The sequence below is a fragment of the Nocardia transvalensis NBRC 15921 genome, from assembly GCF_000308875.1.
Classification (GTDB): Bacteria; Actinomycetota; Actinomycetes; order Mycobacteriales; family Mycobacteriaceae; genus Nocardia; species Nocardia transvalensis.
The window spans coordinates 124,822-149,782 of sequence record NZ_BAGL01000126.1 but is presented as its reverse complement, the minus strand read 5'-3'; the positions used below and the strand labels follow the sequence as shown (position 1 = coordinate 149,782).

Below are 24,961 nucleotides of genomic sequence, written 5' to 3'. Positions count from 1 at the left end.
GTCGTCGGTATTCGTACGGTCGATCCCGGATCGTGTGGCCGCGTAAGGCGGTCGCGCGGCGTGCACCGAACCGACACCACGCGGGCGGTTCCTGTCGTCGCGAGCCGAGATGCTTCTGGTGGAGGGGTGAAGCGCTCACGGACGACAGGCACCGGTGCCACGCGGCGGGCACGGTGTCAGTCTTGCGGCCTGCCGGTGGATGGACCAGCGCCGAACACGCCACACTCGGGCAAACGCGCCAATGTTCGTGACGGTCGTGGCGCGGATCGTCGCTGTTCCTCGCGGCGAATGCGAGCTGCCGGCGGCTATCCGGGCGGCGGCGACAGCAAGTCCTCGTAACGATACTCCGTATCTATGGGCGTGCCCGCCGCATGCGCGTCCTCCTCGCGCCTGCGGAGTTCGACCCGGCGGATCTTGCCGGAGATGGTCTTCGGCAGTTCGGCGAATTCGACCCGGCGGACCCGCAGGTACGGCGCCAGGTGATCGCGCGCGTAGGTGAGGATGGCGCGTGCGGTGTCGTCGCCGGGCTCCCATCCGGACGCCAGCGAGACGTACGCCTTCGGGACGGCCAGGCGGGTGTCGTCGGGTTGCGGCACCACCGCGGCCTCCACCACCGCCGGATGTTCGATCAGCACGCTCTCCAGTTCGAACGGCGACACCTTGTAGTCGGAGGATTTGAAGACGTCGTCGGTGCGGCCGATATAGGTGATGTAGCCGTCGGCGTCGCGGCCCGCCACATCGCCGGTGTGGTAGTAGCCGCCCGCCGTGACCGCCGCGTTCCGCTCCGGATCCTCCAGGTAGCCGGTCATGAGACTCACCGGATGCGCGGCCAGGTCCAGGCAGATCTCGCCCTCGTCGGCGAGTTCGCCGGAGACCGGATCGACCAGCACCACCGGCACCCCGGGCGCGGGGCGGCCCATGGATCCGGCCTTGACCGGCTGGCCCGGGGTGTTGCCGACCTGCAGGGTGGTCTCGGTCTGGCCGAAGCCGTCGCGAATGGTGAGGCCCCAGGCCTTTTCGACGCGGGCGATCACATCGGGATTGAGCGGCTCACCGGCGCCGAGGATTTCGCGCAGCGCCTCCGGGCGCTCGCCCAGATCGGCCTGGATCAGCATGCGCCACACCGTCGGCGGCGCGCAGAAAGTGTTGACCCGCGCCCGGTGCAGCTGACCGAGCAGCGCGGCGGCGTCGAAGCGGGCGTAGTTGTAGACGAAGATGGTGGCCTCGGCGATCCACGGCGCGAAGAAGCAGCTCCACGCGTGCTTGGCCCAGCCGGGTGCGCTGATGGCCAGATGCACGTCGCCGGGGCGCAGACCGATCCAGTACATGGTGCTGAGATGGCCGACCGGATAGCTGATCTGGCTGTGCTGCACCATCTTCGGGCGGCTGGTGGTGCCCGAGGTGAAGTACACCAGCAGTTCGTCGGTGACCTCGGTGCGGGCCTCGAACGGTCCGGCGGAGGCGACCGCGTCGGCCTCGGCGTAGTGCCGCCAGCCGGGCGCCGGATCGCCCACGGCGATGCCGGTGTAATCGCCCTCGACCTCCGCGAATTTGGGGGTGTCGGCGGTATTGGCGAGCACGAATCGCACCGCGCCCCGGGAGATCCGGTCGCTCAGATCGGCGGGGCCCAGGGCCGCCGTGGTCGGCATGACGACCGCGCCGAGTTTGGCGATCGCCAGCATCGACTCCCACAGTTCCACCTGATTGCCGAGCATCACCACGACCCGGTCGCCGACGCCCACGCCCAGTTCCGCGAGCCAGGTCGCGACCTGATCGGAGCGGAGCGCCATCTCGTCGAAGCTCACCCGCCGCTCGCGCCCGTCCTCCTCGACGATCCACAGCGCGGTGCGGTCGTTCCCGCGGGCGATGGCGTCGAACCAGTCCGTGGCCCAGTTGAATCGGCCCGTCAGCCGCGGCCATTCGAAACTCGCACGCGCGGCGTCGTAATCGGTTGCCGTCGCGACGAGGTGGTCCCGGGCGGCGCGATACAGCTCGATATTTGCGGTCATTCGGATACTCCTGTCTCGGTCGTGCTGCCGAAAAGCCGCGCGGAGACCTCGCGCATCTCGACCTTGCGGACCTTGCCGGTCACCGTCATCGGGAACTCGTCGACGAGGTGGACGTAGCGGGGGATCTTGAAGTGCGCGAGCTGTCCGGAGCAGAACTCCCGCAGCGTCGCGGCGTCCAGCGGCGGCGCGCCCTCGCGCATACGGATCCAGGCCACCAGCTCCTCGCCGAACTTCGCGTCCGGCACGCCCACCACCTGGGCGTCGAGGATATCGGGGTGGGTGTAGAGGAACTCCTCGATCTCGCGCGGGTAGACGTTCTCGCCGCCGCGGATCACCATGTCCTTGCTGCGGCCCGTGATCGCGACGTAGCCGGCGTCGTCCATGGTGGCCAGGTCGCCGGTGTGCATCCAGCGGCCGGAATCGATGGCGGCGGCGGACTTCTCGGGCTCGTTCCAGTAGCCGAGCATCACCGAGTAGCCGCGGGTGCACAGCTCGCCGGTCGCGCCGCGCGGCACGGTCAGGCCGGTCACCGGATCGATGATCTTGATCTCCAGATGCGGACCGACCCGGCCGACGGTCGCGGTGCGCTGGACGAGGGTGTCGTCGCGGCGCGTCTGGGTCGAGACGGGCGAGGTCTCCGTCATGCCGTAGCAGATGGAGACCTCGGCCATGCCCATCCGCTCGATCACCTGCTTCATCACCTCGACCGGGCACGGCGACCCGGCCATGATCCCGGTGCGCAGCGTGGACAGGTCGTAGGAGTCGAATTCCGGATCGGCCAGCTCCGCGATGAACATGGTCGGCACCCCGTACAGCGACGTACAGCCTTCGGCCGCAACGGTTTCCAGGGTGGCGCGGGGATCGAACGCCGGGGCGGGGATCACCATGGCCGCGCCGTGGCTGGTGGCGGCGAGATTGCCCATCACCATCCCGAAGCAATGGTAGAAGGGGACCGGCAGGCAGATCAGGTCCTGCTCGGTGTAGCCGCAGAGTTCGCCGACGAAGAAGCCGTTGTTGAGGATATTGTGGTGCGAGAGCGTCGCACCCTTCGGGAAACCCGTTGTGCCCGAGGTGTATTGGATATTGATCGGCTCATCGGGGGACAGCGCCGCCTGCGCCGCCGCCAAGTCCGCCGGATCGCCCGCGCGGCCGCCGTCCAGCAGCGCGGTCCACTCGGGGCCGTCCAGGAGCACCACCTGCTCCAGCTGCGGGCACTGCGGGCGGGCCTGCTCGATCATCCCCGCGTAGTCGGAGGTCTTGAACTCCCGCGCCGCGACCAGCAGCCGGACGCCCGCCTGCTCCAGCACGTAGCGCAACTCGTGCGTGCGGTAGGCGGGGTTGATGTTCACCAGGATCGCGCCGATCTTCGCGGTCGCATACTGCACGAGCGTCCACTCGGCGCGGTTCGGCGCCCAGATGCCGACCCGATCGCCCTTGCCGATGCCGCTGGCGAGCAGGCCGAGCGCGACGGCGTTCACTTCCGCGGCGAACTCCCGGTAGGTCCACCGCGCCCCGGCGGCGCGGTCGACGAGCGCGAGCCGATCGCCGTACTCGGCCACGGTCCGATCGAGGTTGTCGCCGATCGTATCGCCGAGTAACGGCACGTCCCAGGCGCCGTGTGTGTAGCTGGCCGACGCGATCCGGCCCATTGTCGAACTCACCCCGATAGGATCCAGCTCACATTCCCCCGCCCGCCACCCCCGGAAAGGGGTACCGACATGAACGTCCTGCGCCCCCGCGACGCCGACGCGTTGCGCGCCGAACTCCGGCAGATCGCGGCCGTCACCCGCATGCCCGTGGTGTTCGGCGGGGAGGTGCACGCGGGGACGCTGGTGCTCAGCGAATTCGTCGGCACGCGCACCAGCGCCATGCGCGGGCTGGCGGTGTCGCCGTCGTCGGGTGTCGGGGGCGCGGCGGTGGCGAGTAAACGGCCCACCTCCGTCGCCGACTACCGGGTGGCCTCCACGATCACCCACCACTACGACGCCCCGGTGCTCACCGAGGGCTTGCGGGCGGTGGTCGGGGTGCCCATCGTGGTCGGGGGAGAGTCGCGCGCGGTGCTCTACGTCGCCAGCCGCGACCCCGGGCCCATCGGCGGCCGCGCGGCGGAACTGGCCGTGCAGGCGAGCCGGCGGCTGTCCGCGGAATTGGCCATTCGCGACGAAGTCGACCGCCGGATACGGCTGCGCGAGGCCGCGGAATCGGCCGAATCCGGCGCACCGATCGCGGATGCCGTTGTGGCCGAACAACTTCGCGATATCCACGCCGAGATGCGCGGCATCGCCCAGACCGTCACCGACGCCGTCGCCCGCACCCGCCTGCGCGACCTCTCCGACCGCCTCACCCGGCTCCTGTCCGCCCCCGACGTCCTCGACAACCCCCCGGCCCTGGCCCCCCGAGAGCTGGACGTCCTGGCCCACATAGCCCTCGGCTGCACCAACGCCGAAGCCGCCCAGCGCCTTTCACTCCGCCCGGAAACGGTCAAGAGTTATCTACGCAGTGCGATGACGAAATTGGGTGCCCACACCCGCCACGAGGCGGTAGTACGGGCACGCCGCGCGGGCCTGCTGCCCTGAAGCCGCCGCTGGATCTAGGCGCGGCGCAGGGCCAGGACCGGGATGGTGCGGATGTCCGCGGTCTTCTCCGCGTACTCCGCGAAGCCCGGGTACCGCCGGGCCTGTTCGGCGTAGATGCGGTCGCGGTCCTCGCCGGTGACCTCGGTGACGGTCACGTCGTACTGCTCGGTGCCGACCTCGACGTTCGCCGTGCCGGCGGCGGTGAGGTTGTAGTACCAATCCGGGTTGGTCGGGGCGCCGGCCTTGGAGGCGAAGATGTAGATCGTGGCCGGGTCCTGCTCGTCCGGCAGGTACATCACCGGCACGATGTGGTCCTGCCCGGACTTGCGGCCGCGGTGGTGGACCAGGACCATCGGGGCGCCTTCGAACGGGCCGCCCACGCGGCCCTCGTTCTCGCGAAACTCGGTGATGATGCCGGTATTCCAGTCGTTGGCACTGCTCACAAGCGCTCTCCTTCGCGGGAAGGGTGCTCGACGGGCCCGGGCGGTGCGCCCGGGCCCGGCTACACCGGGGCTAGCTCTCCGGTTCGATGAGCTGGATGTCCAGCTCGATGGCGATCTTGTCGCTGAGCATAGCGGCGGGGAACGCCGGAGTGATGTCGAACTCGCTGCGCTTGAGGGTTCCGGTCGCGCTGAATCCGGCGTGGCGCTTGCCGTCGCCCTGGAACTCCTGCACGCCGCCCCACTCGACGTCGAGGGTGATGGGCTTGGTCACACCGCCGAACGTGACATCGCCGGTGACCTCGAAGTCCTCGGCCACGCGGACCGGCTCGACGGCCTTGAAGTGCAGGGTGGGACGCTTGTCGACATCCAGCAGGTCGGCGCTGCGGACGTGCTCGTCACGCTGGGCGTTGCCGGTGTCGAACGAGTCCAGGTGGACGGTGGCCTCGATCGTGGCGGCGCCCGACTCGTCGACCTCGAAACCGGTCTGGAAGGTGTTGAAACGGCCGCGGACCTTGGAGATGCCGAGGTAGCGAACCGTGAAGTTGACCGAGGAGTGGGCTGTGTCCAGCGTCCACTGGCCGGTCTTCAGGGTGGTGTCGGAAGAAGTCGTCATGTCAACCAACTTTCCGGACCGTGGTCCGTTTGTCCACACCGCGGCTATCCTGGTACTGGCAGGGCGCGGCTAACGCGACCCGGATCGGACAGGATGGTGACGTGGCACGATCGGAATTCGCGGAGTTTCTCATCGCCCGGCGCGCGCAGTTGCAGCCGGAGGACGTGGGGCTCCCCGCGGGCCGGCGCCGCCGCACACCCGGGCTGCGCCGCGAGGAACTCGCCGCGATCGCGGGTGTGAGCGTCGACTATCTGGCCCGGCTCGAGCAGGGCCGGGACAGCAATCCCTCCATGGCGGTGCTGGGCGCCCTGTCCGAGGCGCTGCGCCTGAACGAGGTCGAGCGGCACCATTTCGCCAAGCTGGCGCTCGGCCTGGAACACGGCGGCTGCCCGTCGCCGGGCCACGCCGAGGAACAGGTCCCCGAGACTTTGCAGGCGGTACTCGACGCGCTGCACCCGACCCCGGCGCTCGTCCTGGGCCGATGGCTGAACATGCTCGCCTGGAACGCCGCCTGGCGTGATTTCGCCGAGCCGCTGGGCATCTTCGACGACGCCGCCGACGGCAATCTCGCCCGCTACGTCTTCGGTCATCCGGCGGCGCGGGAGCGCTGGCAGGACTGGCCGGTCGCCGCGGACATGATGATCTCGGCCCTGCGCGCGGCCCGCTCGACCTGGTCGGACGAGCCGGGCCTCGAGGCCGCGATCGAGACGTTGCAGCAGTATCCGGAGTTCGCCTGCCGCTGGCGCGAGCACCGGGTCGGCGAATTCCGCACGGGCACGGTACATCTCGACCATCCGCAGCGCGGCGAGATCGAGGTCGAGATCGAGACCCTCAACCCCGTGGCCGATCAGACCGTGCAGGTCTGGCTGGTCGACCGCCGCCGGGCGCACGCTCCCGGATTGCGGTTGGTCAACGAGTAGCCGCCGGTTAAGATACCGCCCATGACCTTCTTCCACCTGCGCTGAGGCTCCGCCGGCGCAGCGAGGTTTCCCCTCGCCGGTGATGCGGGACGACGCGGCGTCGTCCCGGGCCTCGGCACGGGAGAAGTGTATTCATGGGCATCCGCCTGGTGGCGCGATGTGTTCGCGGTGTGGAAACCGTTGTGGCACAAGAAATTTTGTGCGAAGAAGTCGGCTCCGTCCTGGAGATCGGCCATCGCGAGGTGGTCTTTCTGCCATCCGGTCCCGGGGCGCTGGACCTGCGGGTCGCGGACGATGTCTTCGCGGTGGCCGCTACCGCGCCCGATCCGGGTTCGGCGCGCGAATCCGTTGCGGCTCTTGCCGATCTGGCCGCCGGACTCGATGCGGCGGAGCTGCTGGATTACCGGAGGGACAGCGGCGGCGGGACCGGATTCGGTGGGGGAGTGGAGGTCTCGGCGTCGTTCCTGGGCCGCCGTAACTTCAGCCGATACGACATCGAGGACGCGGTGGGCGGCGCGCTGGCCCGCCGATTCGGAGTCGAATACCGGTCGCGCCGGGAAGCCGTCCCGCCCGCCGGATACAGCGGGTGGCGGGTGACCCTGGACGGGTCCCGGGCACGCCTGCTGCTCCGGATCGCCGACCGCCCGCTGCACCGGCGGTCGTACAAGAGGAGGACGATCCCCGGCACGTTGCATCCGCCGCTGGCCGCTGCGATGGCGCGGCTGGCCGAAATCCGAAGCGGGGAAAGGGTTCTCGATCCCTGCTGCGGGGCGGGGACGCTGCTGATCGAGGCGGCGCACCTGTGCCCCGACGCGTCCTACCGTGGTCTCGACCGGGACCCGGAGGCGGTGCGGGCCGCGCGGGCCAACGCGACCGGCGGGATCGAGGTGGGGCCGGGCGATGCGGGAGCCCTATCGATGATCGATGCGAGTGTGGATCGGGTGCTCTGCAATCCGGCCTGGGGCGGGCAGGTGCCGCCGAGGGGACGTCTCGCGGGCGATCCGCGGCGGCTGTGGCGGGAAATGCGGCGCGTCCTCGTTCCCGGCGGAACGGCCGTGGTGCTGATCCCCGACACCACCGCGCTCGCCTCCGCCATCGCGGCCGGGCTCGTTCCGGTGCACGTCCAGCAGGTGCGGGTGGCGGGCAAGCAGGCGCATATCGCGCGGTTCCTTGCAGGGTGACGCGACCGAGCAGCGGCCCGCGACCGTATTTGTCGCGGGCCGCTTCCCGAATTACCTGTCGAGTTTGTCCTTCATCTTCCGGCCCGCATCCCGCATGTCGTCGCGTGCGGCCTCGGCTTCGCGCTTCATACCCGCGCCCACCCGGTCCATATCGCGCTTCATCTCGTCCGCCATGCGGTCCACGCCGCGCTCCGTGCGCTGGGCGCCGTCCTTCATGGACTTCTTGCTCTTGTCGGCGATCTGGCCGGGTTTTCGACCCTTGGAACGGTCAGACATTACGAACCTCCGTGATCGGTAGGTCTCCTGTGCTCGTCTGTGCCGTGGAGCGCTGCCGGGCCCGTATGCGGGCGACGCCGGCAACCCCGAATCGTCCGGCAACCATCTGGCCGGTTGCGCATCATTCATCCTGGCCACCCGCGATGCCCCTGTCAATCGAACGCGAGAACCGCCCGGCGCGTACACGGGCCCTCCGGCCAGGGGAGCAGTTACTGTGACGCTAACCCCAGGGGGAGTCGAGCTTGTCCGTACCGCGCTGTTCTCTACCGGATCGGGAGGAAAGCATGACGAGCACGGTGAGCGCGATCGCGCCGCCCACAGCCCCTCCGCCCGTGCCCGCCGCGGAGATCGATGCCGACAGCGTGCGGCAGGTCGTGATCGACGCCGCCCGCGAGATCACCGGGGTGGCGCGCGACGTGTCGGCGCAGGCCAAACTCTCGCGCGGGACCGCGACGCTGTCGCTGCGGCTGCCGATCCACTATCCGATGCCGATCTGGCAGGTCACCACCGTCTGCCGCGACCATGTGCTGCGGCGTATGCGCGAGCGGGTCGGCATCCCCGTGCGACGACTGACCATCGATGTGGCCGGCCTACCCAGGGGAGTGCGGTGAGGCGGCGGCCTACTCGCGCCGTCCCGGCGGCGGCGCTCGCGCTGGCCCTGCTGGCGGTCTGCGTCGTCGTGGCGCTGTCACTGGTCCACAAGCTCACGGGCGCACGGCAGATCGTCTCCTACGACGGTGTCGCCGACCGCCTCCACACGCTGACGTGGGGCAGTTCCTGGGTGGCGGTCGCCGGCGTCGCGGCGGGGGCCGCGGGCCTGGCACTGCTGGCCCTGGCGATCCTGCCGGGCCGCCCCGTCGTCGTGCCGCTCGCCGCGGACGACGAGATCACGGCCGGGGTACTCCGCCGCGGCCTGCGCCACGCGCTACGCGACGCGGCCCAATCCGTGGACGGAGTATCCTCCGCGCGAATCCGCTTGCGCCGCAGGACCGTCCGCGTGACCGCCCGCACTGCCCGCGCCCATCCGGCGGACCTCCCCGACCTCATCCGCACCGCGACGGACGAGCGCCTCACCCGCATCGGACCGCACCCGTCGCCGCGCGTGACGACCCGCCTACGCCACACCCGGAGCCTGCGATGACTACCGGAAAGTGTTCGCCGTCAACGGAAAAGGAACGCGCCGCCCCCGGCCGGGATGCCGTGGAAGACCGGGCGGGTGATGGTGGTCGGATCGTGCTGCGGCGGCGGCCGCCCGCCGGAGTGAATCGGGCCGGGCTCGGGCTGGTGGGCCTGGCGCTGGTCGTGGTCGGCGGGTTCGCGCTGGCGGCGCACTTCGGGCGGCTGCGGTGGGTGGGCGCGGGGTCTCCCGTGTGGGCGGATCGGACGTCACCACCGGCGTGGGTGCTGTGGGCGATCGTGATCGGCGCGGGCGTGGCCGGGCTGGCCTGTCTGCGCTGGGCCATCGCGCAGGTCACGCGGCTGCCGCAGCCGGTCCGGTGGCGTGCCCGCACCCCGGCCGCCGACGACTTCACCCTGCTGTCGGCGACGACCGTCGCCGAGCCGGTCGCTGCGGATCTGCGGAGCTACGAGGGCGTTCACTCGGCCGCGGCCTGGCTGTCCGGGCCGGGGCGCGCACCGGAACTCCATCTCGTGGTCGTCGCCGCGGCCGATACCGATATCCCCGCCCTGCGCCGCCGCATTCGCGAGCACGCCGTCGCGCGGCTGCGGCAGGCGCTGGAGGTCGAGACCGTCGCGGTCACCATGGAAGTGCGGCTGGTCCCTCAGTCGAGCGAACCCAGCACCCGCTCGATATAGGGATTCGCGAACCGGCCCTTCGGATCGAAGCGGCGGCGCACCTCCTGGAACTTCTCCCACTCCGGATAGCGCGGCCGCAGGGTCCGCGCCGTCTGGAAGTGCCGCTTACCCCAGTGCGGACGGCCGTCGAAGGAGTCGAAAACCGCTTCGCACGCACGGAAATACGGTTCGTAGTCCATACCCCGGTACTGATGCACCGCGATGTAGCAGGTATCCCGGCCCCCGGCGGGCGAGAGATACGCGTCGTCGGGAGCGACCCAGCGCACCTCGATCGGCATCGGGGTGTCGAAGCGCCGCGACAGCTCCTTGATCTCGCGGATCGCCGCGACCGAATGTTCCCGCGGGATGGCGTATTCCATCTCCGTGAACCGAATCAGCCTGGGGGAGGCGAAGACCCGGTACGACCGGTCCACCTGACGGCGATAGCTGCCCGCGTAGGCCGCGCCGCGCTGGATCCACGGAATCAGCTGCGGACGGCGGCGGCACAGGCGGGCCAGGGCGTCGAAGGTGTGGTTCGTGACCAGAATGTCGGCGAACCAGTCGACGGCCTTCCCGCGCGGCTGCTCCGGCAGCGCGACCCGGTTGTTGCGCTTGGTCATCGCCAGCGGGCTGTGCGCGAACATGTAGAACTCGAAATGCTCGTTGCCGTCGACATAGTCGTCGAGATCGGCGAGCACCTCGTCCACGGGCACCGGGCGCTCGACCCCCTCCAGCACGAACGACGGCACCAGCTCGAGCGTCACCGCGGTGACCACGCCGAGCGCGCCCACGCTCACCCGCGCCGCGCGCCAGCCCTCGGGATCGGTCCGCTCGTTCAGCTCCACGCGGCTGCCGTCGGCGAGCATCAATTCCACCGAATGCAGTGCGGCCGAGATGTTCTGGAGTTTCGCGCCCGTGCCGTGGGTGGCGGTCGCGGTGGCGCCGGCGATGGTCTGCACATCGATATCGCCCAGATTCGGGAATGCCAGTCCCAGCGGATGCAGCGCGGCGCTGAGCGCGTTCAGCGTGGCCCCGGCCTCCACCCGCACCAGCCCGGCCTCGCGGTCGACCCGCAGAATGCGATCCAGCTTCGACAGATCCAGCAGCAGGCCGTCGGTGAGCGCGGCGTCGGTGAACGAATGGCCCGCACCCGCCACCCGCACGATCCGCCCGGTGACCGCCGCGCGCTCCAGCAGACCGGCCACCTCCCCGGCGGATTCGGGGACGGCGATCTCGGCCGGCGCGCACTGCTGATCCCCGGCCCAGTTCACCCACGAATTGGTCATGTGACCAACTTTACGGGATCGAGTGTGACGGCCGCTACCGGATGCGGATTGTGAAAGTTACTTGCGGCGGCAGGCGAAGGTGTCGGCCTTGGCCTGGTCCACCTCGTCCTCGGTCAGCGCCGGCACCGGGAGCGGCTGCCGCGGCACCGCGTCGGCGCGCACGCCGTCCACCGCGATGGCCAGGTAGCGCCGCCACACCTGGTCGTTGACCGGTTTGGCGAAGGCCGCGATCGACGCGACCATATTGATGATGGCGAAGAAGTCCGAGGCCTCCACGCCCGGGCGCAGCACGCCCGCGGCGTGGGCGCGGGCGATCAGCCGGGTGATCGAGGGCTTGATCCGGTCACGGACGGAGGCGAATCGCTTCATCGCATCGGGCAATTCGAGCATGACCTCGCCGAAGCCGCGGTTCTCGGCGAAGTGCTCGCAGGCCCACTCGAACAGCTCCACCATGCCGGCCCACGGATCGGGATGGTGGGTGGCGCGCTCGGTGGCCTCGGCCATGGCCGCGACGGTCTGCTCGAAGACCTCGAGGATGAGTTCCTGCTTGTTCGCGAAGCGCCGGTACACCGTGCCCACGCCGACGCCGGCCGCCTCGGCGACATCGTCGAGCGTGACCTCCAGTCCGCGTTCGGCGAAGAGTCTGCGCGCGGCCTCGACGATCCGCTGCTGATTGCGTGCGGCGTCGGCGCGCAAACGCCGAGGTGGGGACATGGTGGTGGTGCGATTCACACTGACATCCTACCAAGAATCGGGATTAAGCGGAGGCGTTCTCTCCGTTATGGTGTTAGCTTACAAGGAAGCGGAGGACACTCCTCCGCATACCGTCACCGGACAAGGGGACCCCATGACTACCGCGATCGACCTGGAAAGGGATACGGCGACGACATCGCCGAACGCGGGCCGTCGCGGCTCGCACGCACTGCGCTGGTGGGTACTCGCCGTACTCGCCGTCGCCCAGCTGATGGTCGTCCTCGACGCGACCGTCGTGAATATCGCGCTGCCCGCGGCGCAGCAGGACCTCGGCTTCTCCAACGGAGACCGCCAGTGGGTCGTCACCGGATACGCCCTGGCCTTCGGCAGCCTGCTGCTGCTCGGCGGCCGGCTCAGTGACCTGTTCGGCCGGCGCAACACGTTCATCGTCGGCCTGATCGGCTTCGCCGTGGCCTCCGCGATCGGTGGCGCGGCCAACGGTTTCGAGATGTTGGTCGCCGCGCGTGTCGCACAGGGTGTCTTCGGCGCACTGCTGGCTCCGGCAGCGCTGTCGCTGCTGACCGTGACCTTCACCGAACCGTCGGAACGCGCCAAGGCGTTCGGCATCTTCGGCGCCGTCGCGGGTACCGGCGGTGCGCTCGGCCTGCTGCTCGGCGGCGCGCTGACGGAGTGGGCGTCGTGGCGCTGGGTGATGTACGTCAACCTGATCTTCGCCGCGATCGCGCTGGTCGGCGCGGTCCTGCTGCTGGCCAAGCACGTGACCACCCAGCGGCCCAAGCTCGACATCCCCGGCACGCTGGTGGTGACCGCCGGCCTGTTCGGCATCGTCTACGGCTTCTCGCACGCCGAGTCGCACGGCTGGACCAACGGCCTCACCCTGACGTTCCTGCTCGGCGGCCTCGCGCTGCTGGCGGTGTTCGCCTGGCTGGAGACCCGGGTCGCGCACCCGCTGCTGCCGCTGCGGATCGTGCTCGACCGCACCCGTGGCGGGTCGTACCTGACGATCTTCATCATGGGCATCGGGATGTTCGCGATCTTCCTGTTCCTCACCTACTACATGCAGCTGACGCTGAAGTACTCGCCGATCATGACCGGCGTGGCCTTCCTGCCGATGGTGGCGGGCATGATCGCCTCCTCCACCACGGTGCCCTCGCTGGTGCTGCCCAAGGTGGGCCCGAAGGTCGTGATGAGCGCCGGCTTCCTGATCGCCGCGGTCGGAATGGGCTGGCTCACGCAGATCGGCCTGGACACCGGATACGCTACGCACATCCTGCCGGCGCTGGTCCTGATGGGCCTCGGCCTCGGTGGCGCGATGTCGACCGCCTTCCAGGCCGCGACCGCCGGTGTGCGGCACGAGGACGCGGGCGTCGCCTCGGCGACCATCAACACCAGCCAGCAGGTCGGCGGTTCCATCGGCACCGCGCTGCTGAGCACCATCGCCGCCTCGGCGGCGTCGGACTACCTGTCGACCCGGCAGCCGACCCCGATCGCCGTCGCCCAGTCCGCGATCGAGAGCTACACCACCAGCTTCTGGTGGGCCACGGGAATCTTCGTGGCCGGTGCCGTGCTGATGGCGATCCTGATGCCCAACACGGTCCCCGCGCCCGCCGAGGGCGAGCCGGTGATCGTGCACTGAGTCCCGGTGTGAGACAACTTCATTGAACGACTGTGCCCCGGCCGATCGGCCGGGGCACAGTGCTTTCTCGCCTCTTACTCCTATCCTCCGCCGCGTCATGCCTCTCCTCCGCCGCGTCATGCCTCATTTTTCCGGCGCGCTTTTGGCCGGAATCTCCCGACAGATCCCGGCCAAAAGCGTGCCGGGAAACGAAGGGCAGGCGTGCCGGGAAACGAAGGGCAGGCGTGCCGGGAAACGAAGGGCGGGCGTGCCGGGAAACGAAGGGCGTGATGCTCGTCGTCAGCAGTTACTCGGGGCCGGAAGTCCTGCGAACCGATCACCCAGATACGCAAAGGCATTCACGGAGCCGGGAGCGATCGCCGCGCCGTGGTCCGCCCCCGGGATGATGTCGAACTGCACCGGGGTTCCGGCGGCGCAGTATCGGCCGGCCACATCCCGTGCCAGCCACGGATTCACGACGTCGTTGCCGCCCGCCCACTGGTAGACGGGCACCCGCGGCACGCCCGGATAGGTCTCCAGGCTGTTCTCGTGCAGGATGCGGATCTGGGCCTCGCTGACATCGTTCATGCCGCCGACGAAGTAGTCGGTGAAGCTGCGGTTGGCGGCCGCGCCGATGATCTCGTCGGTGCAGGCGTTGGCGATGCGCCCGCGCAGTTCCTCGCCCGCCGGGTTCATCCGCCCGTCCAGCGACATCACGTCCGGATATTCGCGTTCGAGACCGACGGCGGCCGCGAAACCCAATCCGAACAACGGGTTCGGGGACCCGCCGACATCCAGGGCCAGCTTGCCGATATTCACCGGAACCCCGCCCATGGCCGCGCCGACGATCGGCAGTTCGGGGGCGTACTCCGGCGCCAGCGCGGCCGCGAAGCCGGTCGCCATGCCGCCGCCCGAGTATCCCGCGAGCCCGACGGGCCCGTCGGCCAGCCCGAAACGCCGCGCCGCGCGGATGCCGTCCAGCGTGATCCGTCCGCCGAGCTTCGCCGCGCCGTAGGCGCTGGTCGGGCCGAGGTGATCCGGCACGGCCACCGCCCAGCCGCGGGCCAGCAGCAGGTTCAGCGCCTCCGCCTCGCGCAGCCCGCCGTCGAACAGGCCGTGCGACGGCGCGCATCCCAGCCCGAGCGAATTCACGAACGGCTGGTACGAGACCAGCGGCCGGGCGCCACCGCCCCCGGGAATCAGCACGGTCGTCATCGCCGCGATCGGATCGCCCGCGGAATTCGCCGAGCGGAACAGCAACTGCCACGCGGTCGCGCCCGGATATCCGCTCGCCGGCACCGTGCGGCTGCGCACCACGTCGCCCGGCTGATAGGCCCCGATCTCCGGCGGCGCCGCGTAGAACGGATCCGGTTCGGACACCGGATAGACAGCGGCCCCGGCGGGCGCCGCCCCGAAGCACGTGGCTAGCCCCGATGCCAGTAGCGCCGCCAGAACGATTGCGAGACAGCGATTCGATCGCCGTGTGCGGGTGCCGTGGGAGGTGGAGCCGTGGGGGGACTCGTTCATGACCGGGGTGTCGTACCGAGGCCCGTCGATGTTCCGCGTGCGGGCCCTGGATGGCCGATTTCCCCGCATGCCGCGCGGCGGCCGGATTGACGCCATCATCGCTCCTGGTTCCCAGCGGCCGATCGGCGGATGCGGGCCCGATCGAACCTGCCTGATGTGGATGAAGCCGGATGCTGAGCCAGGCCGCCGCGATCCGGCGTCGGCCGCCGGGCGCCTGCGGGCAAATGATCGGCAAGCGCTCTGGGTACGGTTATTACACCAGTTCGACGCGCGCTCGCGGCGGTGCCCCGCCGGAACCCGGCAGGGACGTCGGCGAGACGCGATCGCCGAGCCGCGGCGCGCCCCGGCACACCGGTGCGTAACACGAGTTCGGCAAGGCTGTACCGCGGCCGGTCACGCGCGGCGGCCGGGCGCCCGGCGCCGCACGGTAGACCTCCCGATCGCCGCTGCGCCCGTCGCGTACCGACGGCCGCGGGATCGCTGGCAGTTAGCATGACTCGACGGATATCGGACTCGGGCAGGAGGGCTACCAGGTGGATTCGCGATCCGGCGACCGGGTGGGCAGCGCCGCCACCGGCCGCGGTGGACGCCCCGCGAGCGCCCCGTCCGGATGCCACGAGTCTTTGCCTGCCACAAGCGAATCCGATACGCTGAACCACTCTCGCGGCGAACGCCGCCGGGCGCCGGGCGCTCGGTCCGGCGCCGGTCTCCGATGCCGAAGGACCGATGCCGCGCAGGTGACGGTGGCCGTGCGGCGGCGGTGTGCTGGGTGGTTTCACCCCCCTCCGACGGGCGCCGCCGAGGTTCGTAAACTGCTCGAATCGGATGTGCCGGGGCGGCGACGTTCGCGAACCCGCGGGGGCTGGTGGTTGCGCTGGGTGAGGTCGTGCTCGGGTCGGCGCGGCGGGATGGACAACGAGACGGCACGACGATTGGGGGCAGGTGATGAGTGAGGCTCCGGAGGATCCGGTGGTGCAGATCGTCACGGAAGCCGATGCGTGGCAGCCCGATCCGCGGTGGCGGCCGGCGGCACGGCTGACGGTACTGCTGGGCGAGGACGACCACTGGAAGCATCGCCCCCGCTACCACGAGATCGTGCGACGCGCCCGGGACACCGGGCTCGCCGGCGCCAGCGTGTGGCGCGGGGTGGAGGGCTACGGCGTCTCCTCCCGCATCCACACCACGCGCATGCTCGACCTGGCCGAGAACCTCCCCGTGATGGTGATGATCGTCGATGACGCGGAGCTGCTACGCCGCTTCGTCTCCGCCAACGCCGAGCTGTTCGACACCGGGACGGTGGCGCTGTCCCCGGTGCAGGTGTGGGACTCCGGGGTGCGGCGATGACGCAGGCCGCTGCCGCCGCGCGGGCGCTCTCCGTCGGTCGTCCGGCGGCTCATCCGGTGTCGGTGCCGTTCGATACGGTATTGCCTCTGGGCAGGCAGTGGGTGCGGTCGTGATCGTGATGACCAGCCGGACGGCACCGATACGGAAGGGAGGCCCGACCATGGCCCATGATCGAGCCGGACGACCGGCACGGGCCACCGATCTGGTAGACCTCCCGCATCTCGTCACGTCCTACTACAGCCGCATCCCCGACCCGTCCGACCCGGCGCAACTGGTGCAGTTCGGCACCTCCGGACACCGCGGATCCAGCCTGGACTCCGCGTTCAACGAGGCGCACATCCTGGCCATCACGCAGGCCATCGTCGAATACCGCGCCACCCGCGGCATCACCGGTCCGGTCTACCTCGCCCGCGATACGCACGCGCTGTCCGAGCCCGCCTGGAGTACGGCGCTCGAGGTGCTGGCCGCCAACGAGGTCACCGCGATCGTCGACGCGCGCGGCCGCTACACGCCCACACCCGCGCTCAGCCACGCCGTGCTGCGGCACAACCGCGGCGGCACCCGGCATCAGGCCGACGGCATCGTCGTCACCCCGTCGCACAACCCCCCGCGCGACGGCGGCTTCAAATACAATCCGCCGCACGGCGGCCCGGCCGACACGGTCGCCACCGACGCGATCGCCGACCGCGCCAACGAGCTGCTGCGCGGCGGCCTGGCCGGGGTCAAGCGCACCACCCTGCAACACGCCCTGACCACGAGCGTCGAGCGCTACGACTATCTCGACCACTACATCGCCGACCTGCCGAGCGTGCTGAATCTGGACGCGGTGCGCGGCGCGGGAATTCGCCTGGGCGCCGATCCGATGGGCGGCGCCAGCGTCGACTACTGGGAGGAGATCGGCCAGCGCTACGACCTCGAACTCGAGGTCGTCAACCCGTTCGTCGACCCCACCTGGCGGTTCATGACGCTGGACAGCGACGGCCAGATCCGCATGGACCCCTCCTCGCGCTACGCCATGGCCTCGCTGGTCGCCATCCGCGACGACTACGACATCTCCACCGGCAACGACGCCGACGCCGACCGCCACGGCGTCGTGACTCCCGATGCCGGGCTGATGAATCCGAACCACTTCCTCGCCGTGGCCATCGAGTACCTGATCGCCAACCGCATGGGCTGGGACGCGCTGACCAAGATCGGCAAGACGGTGGTCACCTCCTCGATGATCGACCGGGTGGTGAGCGTGCTCGGCCGGCAGACCCACGAGGTGCCGGTCGGCTTCAAATGGTTCGTGCCCGGATTGTTCAGCGGCTCTTTGGCTTTCGGCGGCGAGGAGAGCGCGGGCGCGTCCTTCCTGCGGATGGACGGCACGGTGTGGACCACCGACAAGGACGGCATCCTGATGGCGCTGCTGGCCGCCGAGATCACCGCGGTCACGGGGCAGAGCCCGTCCGCGCGCTACGCCGAACTCGAGAAGCGCTACGGCAGCCCGGCCTACGAGCGCATCGACGCCGCCGCCACCGCGCAGCAGAAGGCGCGCCTGGCCGCGCTGACCCCCGACGACATCAGCGCCACCGAGGTGGCCGGCGAGCCCATCACCGGTATCCAGACGCGCGCCCGCGGCAACGGCGCGGCGCTCGGCGGGGTCAAGGTCACCACCGAGAACGCCTGGTTCGCCGCCCGGCCCTCCGGCACCGAGGACAAGTACAAGATCTACGCCGAATCGTTCGAGGGCCCCGACCATCTGGCGCAGGTGCAGGCCGCCGCCGAAGATGTGGTGGGCAGGGCTCTCGGCTGAGCCCTGCCCCGCGCCATCAGTACTCGTCCCGCTTGCGCGGCCAGCCGTCGAAGACGTCGCCGCGCCCGCTCGGCGCGCGGTCCAGCAGTTGCCAGGTCGCGTTGAGCGCGTCGGTGCCGCGGTCGTAGGTGGAGTAGGTGTGGTAGACGACGCCGTCCTTCAGAGCGAAGCAGCTCAGCGCCATCAACTCCATGACGTCGAGCATATTGCCCGGCCGGCGGTCGGTCGGTATGTGCATGATGTCGTAGAAGTCGTCGTTGAATCCGTTGTCGCCCAGCGACACCCATTCGATATCCCAGCCGAAGCGGGCCTTGTAGTCGTTGAGAGTGGACAGCGGCGAGCGGGACGCCAGGATGAACGTCACGTCGCGGTGGGCGAGGTGCTCGACCGCGCCCACGAGGTTGTCGGTCTCGAAGGTGCAGCCCGGGCAGCCCTCGGGGGTCTTGGGGCCGTGCATGAAGTGCCGGATGATCAGCTGCGACCGTCCGTCGAACAATTCCGCGAGCGTCTTGATGCCGTCGTTGGTGTCGAACCGGTAGTCCTTGGTGACCGGCACCCAGGGCAGAGCCTGCCGCTGCCGCGCGATCTCGTCGCTGCGCCGGGTCAGCTCCTTCTCCTGTGCGCGCAGGTCCTCGTACGCCGCCCGCCACTGCTCTCGGGTGCCGGTCGTCGGTGTAGACATGACATCGTCCTTCCGCATGGAGTCTCCTTCACGAATAGGACCGGGTGGACGCGGCGGATTCATCGCTCGCCCCGAATCTCGCGAAGTCGGGGAAGGGGTGGCGGCGTGGTCGGGAAGGGGTGGCGACGAGGCCGGGAAAAGGGTGGCGGTGAGGCCGGGGAACGGGGAGGCGCCGGCGAGGTCCGGGGAAGGAGAAGTCGCGGCCTGGGAAGGGGATATCGCGGCGGTGGGTTGCAGTGAGGCGTGAGCGAATGGCAGGGCAGGTGAGCGGGAGCAGACCGGGACGACTACCGGTGGAGATCTGGGTGTTGATCGGTGCGGCGTTCATCATCGCGCTGGGATTCGGATTGGTCGCGCCGGTGCTGCCGCAGTACGCGCGCAGTTTCGGGGTGGGCGTGGCGGCGGCCTCGGCGATCGTCAGCGCCTTCGCCCTGATGCGGCTGGTGTTCGCACCGGTCAGCGGGCGTCTGGTGCAGCGGCTCGGGGAGCGGTCGGTCTATCTGGGCGGGCTGGTCATCGTGGCCCTGTCGACCGGGGCCTGCGCCTTGGCCCAGGGGTATTGGCAGCTGATCGTGCTGCGGGCGCTCGGCGGCATCGGGTCGACGATGTTCACGGTGTCGTCGCTGGGGCTGGTGATCCGCATGTCGCCCGCCGGGGAGCGCGGGCGCGTGTCGGGGTTGTGGTCCACCGGATTCCTGCTCGGTTCGCTCGGCGGGCCGCTGGTCGGCGGGGCGCTGGCCGGGCTCGGCCTGCGGATGCCGTTCGTGATCTATGCGGCCGCGCTGCTGGCCGCGAGCGCCGTCGTGTTCTGGAGCCTGCGCGGATCGGAACTGGCCGCGCCGGAGGTGCCGGGCGCGGTGCGCGTCATGAGTTTCCGCCAGGCCCTGGGCCGTCCGGCCTACTGGGCCGTGCTGTGGTCCAACTTCGCCAACGGGGCGGCCGTCTTCGGTGTCCGGATGGCGCTGGTTCCGCTGCTGGTGGTGGAGGTTCTCGGCGAATCGGGCGGGGCCGCCGGTGTGGCGCTGACCGCGTTCGCCGCCGGTAACGCCGCGGTGCTGTTCGCCTCGGGAAGGTTATCGGATCGGCTGGGGCGCAAGCCTTTTCTCGTCTCGGGGACGTTGGTGTGCGCGGCCGGCACGGCGGGTCTGGGGCTGGCACCGAATCTGGGCTGGCTGCTGGCGGCGTCGTTCGTGGCCGGGCTCGGCTCCGGCATGTTCACCCCGGCCCAGCAGGCGACCGTCGCCGACATCATCGGACCCGATCGCCGCGGCGGGCCGGTACTGGCCGGCTTCCAGATGGCCGCCGATCTGGGCACCGTGCTCGGACCGATCGCGGTGGGCGCGCTCGCACAACGGCTTTCGTTCGGGTGGGGGCTGGCGGTAACGGGGGCACTGCTCGTGCTGGCGGCCGTCGGGTGGTTGTCGGTGCCCGAACCGATGCGGCGGCGGGCCGTCGTGGACGAGGTGGCCGCGGAGGGCTCCGGCGCGCACTGACGCAGTTCCGGAGCGCACTGACGCACATGGGTCATTCCGGACGTGTCGACACGCCTTCGATTCACCTCGGCGCAGGTGTTTTGGCAGAGTGGACCCGTGAATTCCTCCTCCGGTTCGAAGCACACGCCGCAACCGATGTCCAGCCGCACCAGCTATGCGCTCGGCGCCGTCGCCCTGGTCGTGATCGCGGTGATCGTGGTGCTGTTCGTGCGCTGGAACAGCGACCACAGCCTGAAGGTCCGCGACGACGGATACGGACCGGTGCGCCAACCGGCCGTGCATGCCCTGCTGGACTCCGACGGCGCCATCGTGCTGGGCACGCTCGACGCCAAGAAGACGATCGACGTCTTCGAGGATCCGATGTGCCCCGCCTGCGGTTCGATGGAACATCTCTTCGGCCAGGAGATCGCCCACAAGATCGATGACGGCGCGCTGGCGGTGCGGTACCGCCTGGTGAACTTCCTCGACCCGAAGTCGAGCAGCAAGGACTACTCGACGCGCGCGGTGGCCGCCAACGAATGCGTCGCCGACGCGGGGGACGGGCCGGTCTACTCGAAGTTCCACACCGCCCTGTTCACGACGAAGCAGCCCAGCGAGGGCGGCGACCTCACCAACGATCAGCTCGCCGCCATCGCCAAGGACGCCGGAGCGCCCGACGAGGTGCTGCAGTGCATCACCAAGGGCAATCGGATCGATTCGGCGCGTAACCACGCCGATGCCGCGCTGGCGGCGCTGAAGTCGGCGACGGGTGGCGAGGTCCGGACGCCGACCGTGATTGCCGACGGCAAGGATCTGGATGTCAACGTGCAGGAGTGGGTGGCCAACGTCGCCGGGTGACGGGCGTTTCCGTTGCCCGGGCGGGATCCCCATCCGCCCGGGCCGGAACCCCGGATTGCCCGCGCCGGCTGCGGGACACTCCGCGGGCTACTCGGGGTCGGGCCGCTCGGGCGCGGGCCTTTCGGGCTCGTCGCCGAGCAGGGTCTCGTAGATGCGGTTGCGCGCATCGGCGATGGCGTTGACCGTGTCGCGTAGCTGACGGGCCATGGCGGCATAACCACAGCCGGACTCGGCCTTGTCGAGTTCGGCTTCCAGGCGCTGGCGAATCTTCTCCAGGGCCGCGATGCGTTCGCGTTCCACGCCGACGTCGATGACGGTGGGAGCCGGAGGACGGTCCGGGTGTTCCATGACGTGCCGTGTCCTCGTGGATCGGTGGTGGACCGGGTGTGCCCGGTGGATGACGTTCAGTGGTAGTCCTCGGGTGTCGCCGTCGACAGACCCTGGTGCGCGAGGGCGTGTTCGATCGGATAGGTGAGATCGGCAGCCGCCGGATGGGGCTGCTCGGGAATCGTTGTAGGGGAGGGCCAGTCGAGGACCGGGGCCTCGGTATCGGTGTGCGGGAACAGGTAGCGAGCGCCCTCGCGAACGGTGGTGTGCGCGTCCCCGCCGGGGCTGGTCCAGCGCAGCCGGTCGTCGTCCGGGTGGCGGATGTCCCAGGCCAGGGTTCCCTTGTCCGCCAACGACTTCAGATGTTTGTGGCGGGCGCAGAGCACCGCCAGATTCGCCATGTTGGTCGGACCGCCGCGGCCGGGACGTGCGGCATCGAACGGCTCGGTGTGATCGAGTTCCGACTCCGCCGCGGGCATCGTGCAGCCGGGAAACCGGCACCCGCCGTCGAGTGCGCGGACCTCACGCTCGAGCCACGCCGGCGGATCCTCGGACAGCGCCTCCTCGGTGGTGGTCGGATCCTCGGTGCGCTCCGGAATCACTTGGAAGCGCGCGTATTCGGCGATACTGCGGGCGAGTTCCGCATCGAGCGGGCCGTAACCCGCGAGCAGCGCCGGATGGTCGTGACCGCCCAGCAGCGTATCGACCGGGATGCCGATCTGAATCAGCGGACGGCGCGGCGCGGGGGCCCGCTCGGCCGGGCACCGCTCGCCCCGGCCACACGCACAGCGCAGCCTCCCCGACCCGTCCGCCAGCGCGACGAGCGCGTCGGCTCGCCGCTGCGGCAGTGTCCGCGGATCCTCCTCGCACACTTGCAGACTCATCTCTCGCAGGCGCATGGCGATGGTCTGGGCGCCCGCGGCCGGTAACAGCCCGTCGAATACGGCCATACCGTCCTGGACCGCCTTGATGCGCACATCCCGGTCGGCCTCGCGGCGCTCGCGCCGGCGCTGCTCGCCCTCGGGATCCAGCTTGACCACCCACCGCCGCGCCGTCTGCCGCAGCCGCGCGGGCGTCGACCGGGCCGCCGCCTCGATCAGCTTCTGCTCCAGCTCCGCCAGCACCTCCGGCGGCAGATCGCGCGCGTTGTCCGCGACCACCTGGGCTCGCGCCAGGTCTATCCGGCCGGACGCGAAGGCCGCCCGAGTAGCCGGCAGCACATCCAGAGCCACCCCGATATCGATCAGAGCGGCCGCGACCTGCTCGGAGATCTGCATCGCCGCCGAAGCCTCACTGGCCGCGAACTCACCCCCGCGCGGCTCCCCCCTGCTCTCCGCCTCGTCCCGGCGCCTCCGATACAGCTCCCGCACCGCCAACACCTCCGCTGCCTGCGCGAATGCCGCCGCCCCGTGTGCCCGTCGCAGCGCATCGATCAGCCCCTCGTCACTCATCGTCTGAAGCTCTCCGCCGTCGAACATGTGTTCGAGATTACCCTTCGAACACCAGTTCTACCAGCCCCAGTATCCAGCCGATTTGGTCCCGTGAGCAGCCGTGGTGTAACTTCGTTGAGGCCGAAGGGGAACACCCCGGCGGCCGAAAACTGAACAAGGGGCTATGGCGCAGCTGGTAGCGCACCACACTGGCAGTGTGGGGGTCAGGGGTTCGAGTCCCCTTAGCTCCACAGAAATTACAGGTCAGGCCAGGTTTATAACCTGGCCTGACCTGTACTATTTGGCCCTACCCCACAGCGCGAGATCATCACCGGTGAATGCGACGTCGATATCGTTCGATGTCCCCGGGCAAGCGATTCGCTGCGATCAGGGCCGCCGCGTCCTGATCGGATCAGCTCAGCGCGCCGGCAGCTATGGCCGCAACCACAGTGCACACTCGGTCCCGACCGGCGCCTGAAGCTCTTTTCGACTGCGGCGATGAGTTTTCCGGACCGCCCCCGTCCGTACTGATGAACCCGCCACCAACCCGGCGTGGCCGACCCAGAAGGAACGAGAAATGACCGCCATCACCGCCACCCAGACCACCGCCGCTGTCCGCCCCGGCAAGGTCCGCAACCGCGTCCTGTGGACCCTGCAGATCGTGCTCGGTCTGTTCTTCGTCATCGCCTCCGGCGGCCCGAAGCTCGTCATCCCGCAGACCCTGATGGACAACAACGCCACCGCCTTCTCGATCCCGTTGGCGCTGCTGGTCTTCATCGGTCTCGCCGAGGTCGCGGGCGGGATCGGACTCATGGTGCCCCGCCTGACCGCGGCCGCCGCGACCGGCTTGGCGATCGTCACCTTCCTCGCCGCCGGCTTCAACGCCTTCCTGGCCGACACCCCGGAATTGGCCCCCTTCCCGCTGGCGCTCACCGCGATCTTCGCCTGGATCGCCTACGAACGCCGGGCCTCGATCATCGCCCTGCGCTCGCTGATCAAGCGATGACCCGCGCATGACGCCCGGCTACCGACGGCCCCCAGCCGCCGGTAGCCGCGTTGTGCTTTAGGGGGACGGTCCGGTCGGGTTGGTCGGGCAGTCTTCTCTCCGCGTCGGGTGGTTTGATGCCCCAGGCCGACGCGCAAGGCCCCTGCAATGTTTGGCCCAGTGTCGAAGAAGAGGCCGCTGAGTTGGTTGCACGGCAACGTGATTCACTGATCCCGACCCGGCGCCCGTTCACAACGCGGCGGCGTGGAGTCGTCGGTGCGGTGGGTGCCGGTCGGGTGTCAGCGGTGTAGTCCGTAGGAGCGGGCGGTGACGCGTTCCATCAGGCCGCGGGGGAGTATGCGGTGGAGTGCGAAGGCGGCGGGTGCGTTGCTGCCGACGGCATAGAGCGGGCGGGGGCGTGGCGCCGAGATGGCGGTGAGGATGGTGCGTGCGACTCTGTCCGGTGTGATGCCCGCGGCTTGTTTGCGGTCGAGTGCGGTCATGAAACGTGCGAATTCCGTGGTGTGTGGCGAGCCGTCGGCGAGGTACTTCGTGCGTCGTTCGCGCAGTCCGGAATCGACCTGTCCCGGTTCGACAGTGGTGAGCCAGACCCCGTAGGGCGATTCCTCGAACCGTGCGGCGGTGGCGAATCCGCGCAGTGCGGCTTTGGTGGCGACGTAGGAGGAGCGGTAGGGCAGCGGGAAGCTGGCCAGCATCGAGCCGACCATCACCACCCGCCCGGTGCCGCGATCGCGCATTCCGGGCAGCACCGCGCGTGTGAGTGCGATCGGGCCGAGCACATTGAGCTGGAACAGCCGGGTCACCGCGTCGCCGGGCAGTTCGGCCAGCGGTCCGGCCTGGCTTTCTCCGGCGTTGTTGACCAGGACGTCGACGGTGTCCAGCGTCGAGACGAACCGTTGGACGGACTCGTGGTCGGTCAGGTCCAGGGGCCGGTAGTCGATGCCCGGCAGGCGGTCCGGATCCGGGATCGTGTCCGGGTTGCGGCTGGTCCCGATAACTCGGAAGCCGTGGTCGGCCAGGGCCGCGGCGGTGCCCCGGCCTATTCCCGACGAGGCGCCGGTGACGACGGCGACGCGTGTGGTTGGCATGTCTC

General features: G+C 69.8%; 24 protein-coding genes and 1 tRNA gene. 13 read left to right on the top strand and 12 right to left on the bottom strand.

Annotated features, from left to right (window positions below):
• Positions 1-305: 305 nt before the first annotated feature.
• On the bottom strand, positions 306-2,009 hold the full coding sequence (locus tag ON41_RS35600) for an AMP-binding protein (RefSeq protein ID WP_040753037.1): 1,704 nt from the start codon (positions 2,007-2,009) through the stop codon (positions 306-308).
• Entirely contained in the window at positions 2,006-3,658 is a 1,653-nt protein-coding gene (locus tag ON41_RS35595; RefSeq protein WP_040753035.1) for an AMP-binding protein, read from the bottom strand. Before ON41_RS35595 ends, ON41_RS35600 begins: the two co-directional genes overlap by 4 nt.
• 69 nt (positions 3,659-3,727) lie before the next feature.
• Here ON41_RS35595 and ON41_RS35590 point away from each other — a divergent pair, with 69 nt between their 5' ends.
• Positions 3,728-4,585 (top strand): helix-turn-helix transcriptional regulator, encoded by an 858-nt coding sequence (locus ON41_RS35590; protein ID WP_040753033.1) that lies wholly within the window; start codon positions 3,728-3,730, stop codon positions 4,583-4,585.
• A 14-nt stretch (positions 4,586-4,599) separates the two neighbouring features.
• Here the strand turns inward: ON41_RS35590 and ON41_RS35585 are convergent, their stop codons facing one another.
• Positions 4,600-5,028, bottom strand: coding sequence for a nitroreductase family deazaflavin-dependent oxidoreductase (locus ON41_RS35585; RefSeq protein WP_040753032.1), 429 nt, complete (start codon positions 5,026-5,028; stop codon positions 4,600-4,602).
• Positions 5,029-5,098: 70 nt separating this feature from the next.
• Positions 5,099-5,641 carry a YceI family protein gene (locus ON41_RS35580; RefSeq protein WP_040753029.1) on the bottom strand — a complete coding sequence of 181 codons (543 nt, stop codon included), beginning with the start codon at positions 5,639-5,641 and terminating at the stop codon, positions 5,099-5,101.
• A 101-nt stretch (positions 5,642-5,742) separates the two neighbouring features.
• On the opposite strand from ON41_RS35580, the gene ON41_RS35575 reads away from it, so the two are divergent.
• Both ON41_RS35575 and ON41_RS35570 read left to right on the top strand, forming a co-directional pair.
• Positions 5,743-6,561 carry a helix-turn-helix domain-containing protein gene (locus ON41_RS35575; protein WP_040753025.1) on the top strand — a complete coding sequence of 273 codons (819 nt, stop codon included), beginning with the start codon at positions 5,743-5,745 and terminating at the stop codon, positions 6,559-6,561.
• Between the two features lie 182 nt (positions 6,562-6,743).
• Positions 6,744-7,742 carry a TRM11 family SAM-dependent methyltransferase gene (locus tag ON41_RS35570; RefSeq protein ID WP_218003605.1) on the top strand — a complete coding sequence of 333 codons (999 nt, stop codon included), beginning with the start codon at positions 6,744-6,746 and terminating at the stop codon, positions 7,740-7,742.
• A 51-nt stretch (positions 7,743-7,793) separates the two neighbouring features.
• Here ON41_RS35570 and ON41_RS35565 read toward each other — a convergent pair whose 3' ends face one another.
• Entirely contained in the window at positions 7,794-8,018 is a 225-nt protein-coding gene (locus tag ON41_RS35565; protein ID WP_040753020.1) for a hypothetical protein, read from the bottom strand.
• 284 nt (positions 8,019-8,302) lie between these two features.
• On the opposite strand from ON41_RS35565, the gene ON41_RS35560 reads away from it, so the two are divergent.
• The 3 genes from ON41_RS35560 to ON41_RS35550 are packed head-to-tail and all read left to right on the top strand — an operon-like array spanning position 8,303 to position 9,833.
• Positions 8,303-8,629 (top strand): hypothetical protein, encoded by a 327-nt coding sequence (locus ON41_RS35560; RefSeq protein ID WP_051163221.1) that lies wholly within the window; start codon positions 8,303-8,305, stop codon positions 8,627-8,629.
• Positions 8,626-9,159 (top strand): DUF6286 domain-containing protein, encoded by a 534-nt coding sequence (locus ON41_RS35555; RefSeq protein WP_040753018.1) that lies wholly within the window; start codon positions 8,626-8,628, stop codon positions 9,157-9,159. Before ON41_RS35560 ends, ON41_RS35555 begins: the two co-directional genes overlap by 4 nt.
• Entirely contained in the window at positions 9,156-9,833 is a 678-nt protein-coding gene (locus ON41_RS35550; RefSeq protein ID WP_246460859.1) for an Asp23/Gls24 family envelope stress response protein, read from the top strand. Before ON41_RS35555 ends, ON41_RS35550 begins: the two co-directional genes overlap by 4 nt.
• Here ON41_RS35550 and ON41_RS35545 read toward each other — a convergent pair.
• Positions 9,800-11,098: a D-arabinono-1,4-lactone oxidase gene (locus ON41_RS35545; protein ID WP_040753012.1), complete on the bottom strand. Its 1,299-nt coding sequence runs from the start codon at positions 11,096-11,098 to the stop codon at positions 9,800-9,802. The genes ON41_RS35550 and ON41_RS35545 overlap by 34 nt on opposite strands.
• Positions 11,099-11,155: 57 nt before the next feature.
• Positions 11,156-11,830, bottom strand: coding sequence for a TetR/AcrR family transcriptional regulator (locus ON41_RS35540; protein ID WP_246829665.1), 675 nt, complete (start codon positions 11,828-11,830; stop codon positions 11,156-11,158).
• Positions 11,831-11,945: 115 nt separating this feature from the next.
• On the opposite strand from ON41_RS35540, the gene ON41_RS35535 reads away from it, so the two are divergent.
• The gene (locus ON41_RS35535; protein ID WP_040753011.1) at positions 11,946-13,448 is read left to right on the top strand and encodes an MFS transporter; all 1,503 of its coding nucleotides are present in this window, start codon (positions 11,946-11,948) and stop codon (positions 13,446-13,448) included.
• Positions 13,449-13,727: 279 nt separating this feature from the next.
• Here ON41_RS35535 and ON41_RS35530 read toward each other — a convergent pair whose 3' ends face one another.
• Entirely contained in the window at positions 13,728-14,954 is a 1,227-nt protein-coding gene (locus ON41_RS35530) for a lipase family protein (RefSeq protein ID WP_083905861.1), read from the bottom strand.
• A 945-nt stretch (positions 14,955-15,899) separates the two neighbouring features.
• Between ON41_RS35530 and ON41_RS35525 the strand changes: the two genes are divergently transcribed.
• Both ON41_RS35525 and pgm read left to right on the top strand, forming a co-directional pair.
• Positions 15,900-16,298 (top strand): DUF190 domain-containing protein, encoded by a 399-nt coding sequence (locus ON41_RS35525; protein WP_083905860.1) that lies wholly within the window; start codon positions 15,900-15,902, stop codon positions 16,296-16,298.
• A 160-nt stretch (positions 16,299-16,458) separates the two neighbouring features.
• Positions 16,459-18,093 (top strand): phosphoglucomutase (alpha-D-glucose-1,6-bisphosphate-dependent), encoded by a 1,635-nt coding sequence (pgm, locus tag ON41_RS35520; RefSeq protein ID WP_040753211.1) that lies wholly within the window; start codon positions 16,459-16,461, stop codon positions 18,091-18,093.
• A gap of 16 nt (positions 18,094-18,109) precedes the next feature.
• Here the strand turns inward: pgm and ON41_RS35515 are convergent, their stop codons facing one another.
• Entirely contained in the window at positions 18,110-18,775 is a 666-nt protein-coding gene (locus tag ON41_RS35515; RefSeq protein ID WP_040753205.1) for a DUF899 domain-containing protein, read from the bottom strand.
• Positions 18,776-19,026: 251 nt separating this feature from the next.
• Between ON41_RS35515 and ON41_RS35510 the strand changes: the two genes are divergently transcribed.
• Both ON41_RS35510 and ON41_RS35505 read left to right on the top strand, forming a co-directional pair.
• Entirely contained in the window at positions 19,027-20,268 is a 1,242-nt protein-coding gene (locus ON41_RS35510; RefSeq protein WP_040753009.1) for an MFS transporter, read from the top strand.
• A 135-nt stretch (positions 20,269-20,403) separates the two neighbouring features.
• Positions 20,404-21,105 carry a DsbA family protein gene (locus ON41_RS35505; RefSeq protein ID WP_051163219.1) on the top strand — a complete coding sequence of 234 codons (702 nt, stop codon included), beginning with the start codon at positions 20,404-20,406 and terminating at the stop codon, positions 21,103-21,105.
• 87 nt (positions 21,106-21,192) lie between these two features.
• On the opposite strand, the gene ON41_RS35500 is transcribed toward ON41_RS35505, so the two are convergent.
• Together ON41_RS35500 and ON41_RS35495 are read right to left on the bottom strand one after the other, a co-directional pair.
• A complete protein-coding gene (locus tag ON41_RS35500; protein ID WP_040753006.1) occupies positions 21,193-21,453 on the bottom strand; it encodes a hypothetical protein in 261 nt (86 codons plus the stop codon).
• A gap of 56 nt (positions 21,454-21,509) precedes the next feature.
• Positions 21,510-22,883: an HNH endonuclease signature motif containing protein gene (locus ON41_RS35495; RefSeq protein ID WP_157185745.1), complete on the bottom strand. Its 1,374-nt coding sequence runs from the start codon at positions 22,881-22,883 to the stop codon at positions 21,510-21,512.
• Between the two features lie 157 nt (positions 22,884-23,040).
• Between ON41_RS35495 and ON41_RS35490 the strand changes: the two genes are divergently transcribed.
• A tRNA-Ala gene (locus ON41_RS35490) sits at positions 23,041-23,113 on the top strand.
• Positions 23,114-23,439: 326 nt separating this feature from the next.
• Positions 23,440-23,868, top strand: a complete 429-nt coding sequence (locus ON41_RS35485; RefSeq protein WP_040753002.1) for a DoxX family protein — start codon at positions 23,440-23,442, stop codon at positions 23,866-23,868.
• A gap of 278 nt (positions 23,869-24,146) precedes the next feature.
• On the opposite strand, the gene ON41_RS35480 is transcribed toward ON41_RS35485, so the two are convergent.
• Complete coding sequence (locus ON41_RS35480; RefSeq protein WP_040753000.1) at positions 24,147-24,956, bottom strand: SDR family oxidoreductase; 810 nt, start codon at positions 24,954-24,956, stop codon at positions 24,147-24,149.
• Positions 24,957-24,961: the final 5 nt, after the last annotated feature.

Bases quoted from the DNA above. Each gene is read 5' to 3' on its own strand.
- ON41_RS35530 (WP_083905861.1), bottom strand. From the start codon at position 14,954: ATGAACGAGTCCCCCCACGGCTCCACCTCCCACGGCACCCGCACACGG.
- ON41_RS35590 (WP_040753033.1), top strand. From the start codon at position 3,728: ATGAACGTCCTGCGCCCCCGCGACGCCGACGCGTTGCGCGCCGAACTC.
- ON41_RS35505 (WP_051163219.1), top strand. From the start codon at position 20,404: ATGTCCAGCCGCACCAGCTATGCGCTCGGCGCCGTCGCCCTGGTCGTG.
- ON41_RS35525 (WP_083905860.1), top strand. From the start codon at position 15,900: ATGAGTGAGGCTCCGGAGGATCCGGTGGTGCAGATCGTCACGGAAGCC.
- ON41_RS35595 (WP_040753035.1), bottom strand. From the start codon at position 3,658: ATGGGCCGGATCGCGTCGGCCAGCTACACACACGGCGCCTGGGACGTG.
- ON41_RS35545 (WP_040753012.1), bottom strand. From the start codon at position 11,098: ATGACCAATTCGTGGGTGAACTGGGCCGGGGATCAGCAGTGCGCGCCG.
- ON41_RS35550 (WP_246460859.1), top strand. From the start codon at position 9,156: ATGACTACCGGAAAGTGTTCGCCGTCAACGGAAAAGGAACGCGCCGCC.
- ON41_RS35580 (WP_040753029.1), bottom strand. From the start codon at position 5,641: ATGACGACTTCTTCCGACACCACCCTGAAGACCGGCCAGTGGACGCTG.
- ON41_RS35565 (WP_040753020.1), bottom strand. From the start codon at position 8,018: ATGTCTGACCGTTCCAAGGGTCGAAAACCCGGCCAGATCGCCGACAAG.
- ON41_RS35600 (WP_040753037.1), bottom strand. From the start codon at position 2,009: ATGACCGCAAATATCGAGCTGTATCGCGCCGCCCGGGACCACCTCGTC.
- pgm (WP_040753211.1), top strand. From the start codon at position 16,459: ATGGCCCATGATCGAGCCGGACGACCGGCACGGGCCACCGATCTGGTA.
- ON41_RS35495 (WP_157185745.1), bottom strand. From the start codon at position 22,883: ATGAGTGACGAGGGGCTGATCGATGCGCTGCGACGGGCACACGGGGCG.
- ON41_RS35535 (WP_040753011.1), top strand. From the start codon at position 11,946: ATGACTACCGCGATCGACCTGGAAAGGGATACGGCGACGACATCGCCG.
- ON41_RS35560 (WP_051163221.1), top strand. From the start codon at position 8,303: ATGACGAGCACGGTGAGCGCGATCGCGCCGCCCACAGCCCCTCCGCCC.
- ON41_RS35510 (WP_040753009.1), top strand. From the start codon at position 19,027: ATGGCAGGGCAGGTGAGCGGGAGCAGACCGGGACGACTACCGGTGGAG.
- ON41_RS35500 (WP_040753006.1), bottom strand. From the start codon at position 21,453: ATGGAACACCCGGACCGTCCTCCGGCTCCCACCGTCATCGACGTCGGC.
- ON41_RS35485 (WP_040753002.1), top strand. From the start codon at position 23,440: ATGACCGCCATCACCGCCACCCAGACCACCGCCGCTGTCCGCCCCGGC.
- ON41_RS35515 (WP_040753205.1), bottom strand. From the start codon at position 18,775: ATGTCTACACCGACGACCGGCACCCGAGAGCAGTGGCGGGCGGCGTAC.
- ON41_RS35480 (WP_040753000.1), bottom strand. From the start codon at position 24,956: ATGCCAACCACACGCGTCGCCGTCGTCACCGGCGCCTCGTCGGGAATA.